Source organism: Parasediminibacterium schistidii (assembly GCF_046546515.1).
Lineage (GTDB): Bacteria > Bacteroidota > Bacteroidia > Chitinophagales > Chitinophagaceae > Parasediminibacterium.
Window position 1 is genome coordinate 1 of sequence record NZ_JBKHKJ010000065.1, and the last position, 7,067, is coordinate 7,067.

Here is a 7,067-nt window from a genome sequence, read left to right on the forward strand (position 1 = left end):
GCTGACAAAACGGCTAAAAATGCAGGAAAGACCGTCCACAGTTGACACACCTTGGGGTTGACAAATGCCGCTAACATGGGTATTGCCGCAAGCAGGGCGTGACGGAATAAACTTCATCTTTTTGTCGGCTATTGGGCTTTTGTTCCAGCTTAACTTTATATATTTGGCTATGGAAAAAACATCGGCAATATTGCAATCATTGGGCTTCGGTTCCGGGCTGACCCAGCTCTATGCCCCTGCCTGCAGGCAATACCTTGCTCGTTAGCGGCAATGACCGAAGCGAATAACACAATAGACAGCAACAAAGAGATAAAAAATGAAACTAAAAGACTTAGAGCTTACTGACAATAATCACTTTGTAGCAATGGAGTATTATTATTTAATTCTTAACAGAACATTTCTTGTACTCAAGACAAAAGGATATTTGATTGGAATTCAAGGTAACGGACTTATAAGTGTTGAAGGGGGTAAAGATATTCTTACTCGACAAATAACCTCAAATATGGCTATTAAAGGCGACCTGACAAATCCCTATTCCTATTTAAAAAATAAGTTTCTAGAAAAGATAGTTGACTTAGATTTATTAGATGGCAGTATTTTAAACGCAAACAAGATAAATTTTATAATCAAGACCTCTGACATTAAATCCGCTGTTTACAACTCCTCTAAAAAATTCGGAATGGGGCCATATCCTCACGATGGAAGAGTAACCATTGAGACCTACGATAATAAAAAAAGAGAATTTATTATTCTTGGAAATCAATCTGGAGAAAATATCGCAAACTTTATAACAATAAAATAGACAAATGAAGAAAATACTCATAATCCTAACGATTTCAGTAATTACAGCAGTTACAACCTTTGGACAATTTTTTGAAGGGGAAATTATTTACACTAACACCTACAAAAGTAAAAACCCAAAAGTATCAGACCAACAATGGACTTCAATGCTCGGCTCGACACAGGAGTATTTAATAAAAGGTGGCGACTATAAATCAATTACAAATGGGTCTTTAGTTCAATGGCAGCTCTATATCAACAAAGACAATAAACTTTATAATAAAATGTCAAACTCTGAAACAGCTTTTTGGAATGACGCAAGCGTTCAAGGTGACGAAATTCTGAAAGTTGAATTAAATAATGGAGTAACAGAAATCTTAGGTTACAAGTGTGACGAAGTAATTTTGACTTGTAAAAGTGGTGTTCAAAAATATTATTTCAATTCCAAATTATCAGTGGACACAAAACTATTTGCAAATCATAAATTCGGCAACTGGTTTGACTATCTTTCCAAATCAAAGTCTTTACCTTTAAAATCAGTAATTGAGACAGCTCAGTTTACTATGGAAAGTGTTTCAACAGAAGTTAAACAAATGAAACTTGAAGCTAAGATTTTTGAACTTCCAGCTGTTATTAAGACTGAAAAAAGTCCTTACTAAGGACAAAAAAACATTCGGTAAGAAAGGTCTTGCAATAGTGGGGTTTCGTGCTTCGAAGCAATATTAACAACACATATTTTAACGCCATTTTGTCTTAACCTCAAATAAGCCGACCTTGTAGCGACCTAGGAGCGATCTAGGAGCGATCTAGGAGCGATGATGGAGCGATAGGGTAAAAAGACAGGTTCTGTTTAACTGACAAAACGGCTTAAAAAATAAGAAAGACCGTTCACAATTGGACACACTCCACGGGTGACAAATGCCGATAACATGGGTATTGCCGCAAGCAGGGCGTGACGGAATAAACTTCATCTTTTTCTTTGCTATTGGGCTTTAGTACGGGCTGGACGTTATATATTTGGGTATGGGAAAGAACATCGGCAATATTGCAATCATTGGGCTTCTGTTCCGGGCTGACTCAGCGCTATTCCCCTGCCTGCAGGCAATACCTTGCTCGTTAGCGGTCACCCATGAGCCACTTGCGAACATTGAGCAGACAAACAAATGAACGGACAAGCCAAAACTTGAACAAAATACACTATACAACATTCAGACAGATTTAATATGGAAACAATAGAAAAGCAAACAGAATACTTTAAAGTCCTTATAATTGACAGACAAGAAAATGCCCGTGTAATAGAAAAATCTTCAATGGAAGGGGTAAAAGGTTCTGTTGTAGAAAAATATAGCGACCAAGCACATTTCATTTATGAACTATTGCAAAATGCTAATGATGTCAAAGCAACAAAAGCGGAATTTAGGTTAACAAATGCAGGTCTTTATTTCTCTCATAATGGTACAATTCATTTTACAATAACAAATCCTGAAAATGAAAGAGAAGATAAACTAGATAATAGGCTCGGACACATTAATTCGATTACTTCCATAGGGCAATCTAACAAAACAACAGAATCCACCATAGGAAAATTCGGAGTTGGCTTTAAAGCAGTTTTTCAATATACAGACACTCCACATATTTACGATACATACTTTCAGTTTAAGATTGAACGCTTTATAGTGCCTCAACTATTAGAAAATGATTTAGAAGGCAGGAATAATAATACAGTTTTCTACTTTCCATTTGACAAAAAAGAAATGCCAGCCGATAAAGCATTTAATGATATTATAGGCAAACTAAAAAGCTTGTCTTACCCAACATTATTTCTTTCTTATCTAAATGAAATAAATTGGAAGTCAGAAAACGAAAGTGGAAATTACACAAAACATATTTCTAAAAGTGAACAATGGAATGATATTTCATACTCTAAAGTTAAGTTAAATCATCAAATTGGATTAAAACCAACAACTGAAAAACTTCTATTGTTTTCCCGAAATATTGAAAATAGCAGCCTTAATTATTCTATTGGATTTTTTCTTGATAGAAATGGTCAACTGCAATCAAAACAATTGCCTGCATTTTGTTTTTTTCCTACAGAAGAAGTAACAAATTTAAATTTTATTTTAAACGCTCCATTTTTACTAACTGATAGTAGAGCGGGTATAAAACGTTACGAAGTCCATAATACTGAAATGGTCGAGTTACTTGCTCAACTTGTCGCCGATAGTTTGCTAATTTTAAAAGATTTAAAACTTATAACTGATGATATAATTAATATAATTCCATACAAAGAAAGTAAAAGTCTTTTTGCACCATTTTATTCCTCAATAAAAAACCAATTAAAAACCCAAGAATTATTACCCGCAAAAGGTAACACATATGCTCAAAAAGAGAATGCTTATTGGGCGGAATATAGCCCAATAACAAATGTCTTCTCAAATGAGCAACTTTCTAATCTCACAAAAAGAGAAAATGCAAAATGGGTCTTTGAATCGATTGGTAGAAATGAAGCAAAATATAAAGGAAATCCGGATTTAGGAAAATATATCGAAGAATTAGTAAGTAATTATCTCGATATAGAATACATTTTAAGGAACTACATAACTAATGAATTTATACAAAATCAAACTTTTGATTGGGTGCAGCAATTCTATGAGTATTTGTCAAGGTCGAATGACTACATGAAAATAGTGAAGACAAAACCAATTTTCATAGATTCTAAAGGAAATGCCGTTCCAGCATTTGAACAAAATGGAAAGGACCTGCATCCAATACTATTTTTACCTTCAGAGTATTCTGATTCCCCTTATATCCATATTCACCCAAAACTTTTAGAAAATGAAAAATCTAAAGAGTTTATCGAACAGTTCGGCATAAAACAACCCAGCCTAAAGGATGAGATTTATAATAATATTTTACCTCAATACAAAAAAAATGGTGAGATTGATATTGAAACACATTTTCAAAAATTTTTCAAATATTATAAAGATGAATGTCCTCAGAATGAAATAAGCAGTTTTATCGAATTGATAAAGGATAAAGAATTTGTTATCTATAAAACAAAGAAAGAAGATAAGCCTTTTCCAGGACAGGCAAATGAAATTTATTACCCATATCCTGATTTATTGAAATATTTTGAATCAAAACCAGATACTAAATTTTTAGATTTAGATGGTTATTATAATTTCATAAATGAAACCGACAGAGAACATTTAAAAACTTTTTTATTTAAAATTGGAGTGAACAACACCCCAATTATATATCAAATAGACTTAGGTTACGAATATGAAACCAAAGCAAGATTTGGATTGACACAAATAAATATTAGTCAAAAATATTACGACAAACAAAAGGTTTATGACAAATTCATTGACGGGTCTGCTGAATTAATTCAAGGCATAAACAAGCAAAAATCCTTATTACTATGGAAAATGTTGTCAAACTTAATTTCCAAATATGTGAATAATTCTTTTACAAATTTAGTCAGGGGGATTTTCGAGTATGTCCCTCATTGGCAACAGTATAAAACCAGTAATTCATTTGATTCAAGTGAGTATATACGTCTTACAACTTCCAAATGGTTGATAAAGAGAAATGGCGATTTCTCAGCACCTCACGAAATTACAGTTGCTGATCTTTCTGTTGAATATGAAAAGGAAAGCAATCAGGCAAAACAGCTTATTGACCTCTTAAAATTTAAGCCACTTGTTGTTTTAACTGAAGAACAAGAAAAGCTAAAATTTCTCGAAGAAAATAATATTGATTTAGTTGAATTAAGAAAATTTAAGGAGTGGAAAGAGCAACAAAATACCCCAAGAATAAATTCAGGTGGAATTAATACAAATAGTAATACCGAGAATAATAATTCCGAGCAAACAGAGGCTTCAAAATTGGATAGAACTATTAAAGATTTAGATAGTTTACAAAAAGAATATGCACCTAAAGTAAAAATAACACAAGCCGAAAATTCAGAACCTGAAACATCACCAAAAATAAATTTTGATGAAGACGAAGAATTTGCAAAAGGAATTGAAGACCTAAAAGAACAACTTGAAATCAAAAAAAGCAGAGTTGATTTAGCTGAAAAAATTAATACCAGCAAAAAATATTCGTATGATTGGTTTGTAGCCTATTTACAGTTATTAACCACTTACGGAGAAAAACAGGACACTACAAAACAAAAATCAATTTCGTTTCAAGAAATTAAGTCCTATAAAACGGACAACAAATACTTTTTACTTTGTGGGGCAAGCAGTTATATTTCACCTGAAATTGAAAATGCTGATGATTTTAAAGTTTCTCTTGTCTTCGGGAATGGTAAAAAAGAAAATATAATAGTTGAAGGCGTATCAAAGAAAGGACAAGATTTGTTGATTTATTGCCGTGAATCATTATCAAGCAATATTCTTTCTCGACTCTCAAATGTCTTTAAAGTTGAAATCAATTTTACTCCTGTTATTGATTTGTTAGACAGATTATACAAAGCATTTACAAATGCTAATTATATTGACGAGTGGGAATTTATTAAAGAAGCTATGCCCCCTTTAAATTACATTTATGGTCCGCCAGGAACAGGAAAGACAACTACACTTTGCAATAACATCAATTCAACCATAAAGGAAAATCCGAATGCAAAAATTTTGGTTCTTACTCCAACAAATAAAGCATCAGATGTGGTGTGTAAAAAACTGATAGAAATAAATTCTGATATTTTGGCTGTTCGTTTAAGTCGTCCAACAGACCCTGAATTAGAAGAAGTTGGTATTTACCGGGATACGATTGATGAAAACGATATGAAAAGTATCAATGTTGTTGCTTCAACAATTCACAGATTGCCCTATTTTGATATTAAAAATGTTGGCTTATTATTTCAATATCAATGGGACTATGTTATTTTTGACGAATCCTCAATGACGGGATTGCACTACATCACATTTGCCCTTATGGCATTTTTCAAATCTAATCCATATACAAAATTCATTATTGCAGGCGACCCTAAGCAAATTCCACCTGTTATTGAAATAAACGACAAAGAATTAGAAAATTTCGACTTTCAAGATGAAAGCATTTATAAAATGATGAAGCTTGAAAGTTTTAAACCTGAAGAACAATTAATTAGGGATATAGACACTATTAAAAATCTCGAAACCCAATATCGAAGCGTTCCAAAAATTGGGCAACTTTTTAGTGAACTATCCTATTCAGGGTTATTAAAACACGACAGGGAATCAAACCGTAAAGAAACCAAACCACTTCCCGAGGGAATTAAAAGTTTAATTTCTTCAAATGTCACTTTTATTGATATTCCTGTAAACCAAGACAATTCAATTTACAGGGTCAATAAATTGCTTTACAGTTCCTACCAAACTTATTGTGCCATTATGGTTACTGAAATAGTAAAATATTTTGACACAGAAAATAAGGTCGGAAATTGGACGATTGGGCTGATTGCTCCTTATAAAGCCCAAGCAATTATATTGAACAAGCTCATTACTTCTTACGGAATTTCCGATAAAATAAAAGTATATTCTGATACAGTTCACGGCTTTCAAGGAGATGAATGTGATATTGTTTTCTTTGTGTGTAATCCTAATAATTATTACTACACAGGACACGAAAAATCTTTACTGTCAAAAGAATACATTTATAATGTTGCAATCAGTAGGGCAAAAGATTATTTGGTAATCTTACACCCATACACAACTATTCGTAACAATAAGTTTATCAACGAAATTGGCTTATCATTTAAAAACAATTTCGGTAACTCAAGGATATTAAATTCAAGAGAAGTTGAAAAAGTATTGTTTAACGACGAAAACTATATAGAAAACAATAGCTATGTTTCAGGACACGACAACGTAAATGTTTTCGGACTATCCGAAATGAAATATTTTATAAAATCAAATGATACTGCGATAGACATTCAACTCCGAGACTTAAAGGAAAATAAAGAATAGCATTGCTCAATTGAATCCGATAATTCCCGAGGCTAAAGCAAGCTCCTTTTCAAACCGTACAAAGCCGACACACAAGGCCTAAGTTTGTAAAGGAGCTTGCTTTCCAACGCACCACGACAGACCCAACAAGGGCGAACCGCTAACATGGGGTTTGGCAAAAGTGGGGCGGACGGAACAGCAATAAGCTTTTTGTAATCCTATGTGGCTTTTGTTCCAGCGTGACGGAATGCTATTTGGCTTTTTGTTGTTATATTTACCTCGGTTTTTCAATTGAGCTTCGGTTCCGGCGGACGGAATGCTATTCCCCCACCTTCGCCAAGCCCGTACTCGTTA

The 7,067-nt window shown here is 33.3% G+C and carries 3 protein-coding genes; all 3 read left to right on the forward strand.

Features of this window, described 5'->3' with window-relative positions:
• Window positions 1-316: 316 nt before the first annotated feature.
• The 3 genes from ACHFIY_RS18915 to ACHFIY_RS18925 all read left to right on the forward strand — a co-directional run bounded on the left by ACHFIY_RS18915 (window position 317) and on the right by ACHFIY_RS18925 (window position 6,734).
• Window positions 317-802, forward strand: a complete 486-nt coding sequence (locus ACHFIY_RS18915) for a hypothetical protein (RefSeq protein WP_410847695.1) — start codon at window positions 317-319, stop codon at window positions 800-802.
• A 4-nt stretch (window positions 803-806) separates the two neighbouring features.
• On the forward strand, window positions 807-1,439 hold the full coding sequence (locus tag ACHFIY_RS18920; RefSeq protein ID WP_410847696.1) for a hypothetical protein: 633 nt from the start codon (window positions 807-809) through the stop codon (window positions 1,437-1,439).
• 564 nt (window positions 1,440-2,003) lie between these two features.
• Window positions 2,004-6,734 carry a DEAD/DEAH box helicase gene (locus ACHFIY_RS18925; protein ID WP_410847697.1) on the forward strand — a complete coding sequence of 1,577 codons (4,731 nt, stop codon included), beginning with the start codon at window positions 2,004-2,006 and terminating at the stop codon, window positions 6,732-6,734.
• Window positions 6,735-7,067: the final 333 nt, after the last annotated feature.

Bases quoted from the DNA above. Each gene is read 5' to 3' on its own strand.
- ACHFIY_RS18915 (WP_410847695.1), top strand. From the start codon at position 317: ATGAAACTAAAAGACTTAGAGCTTACTGACAATAATCACTTTGTAGCA.
- ACHFIY_RS18920 (WP_410847696.1), top strand. From the start codon at position 807: ATGAAGAAAATACTCATAATCCTAACGATTTCAGTAATTACAGCAGTT.
- ACHFIY_RS18925 (WP_410847697.1), top strand. From the start codon at position 2,004: ATGGAAACAATAGAAAAGCAAACAGAATACTTTAAAGTCCTTATAATT.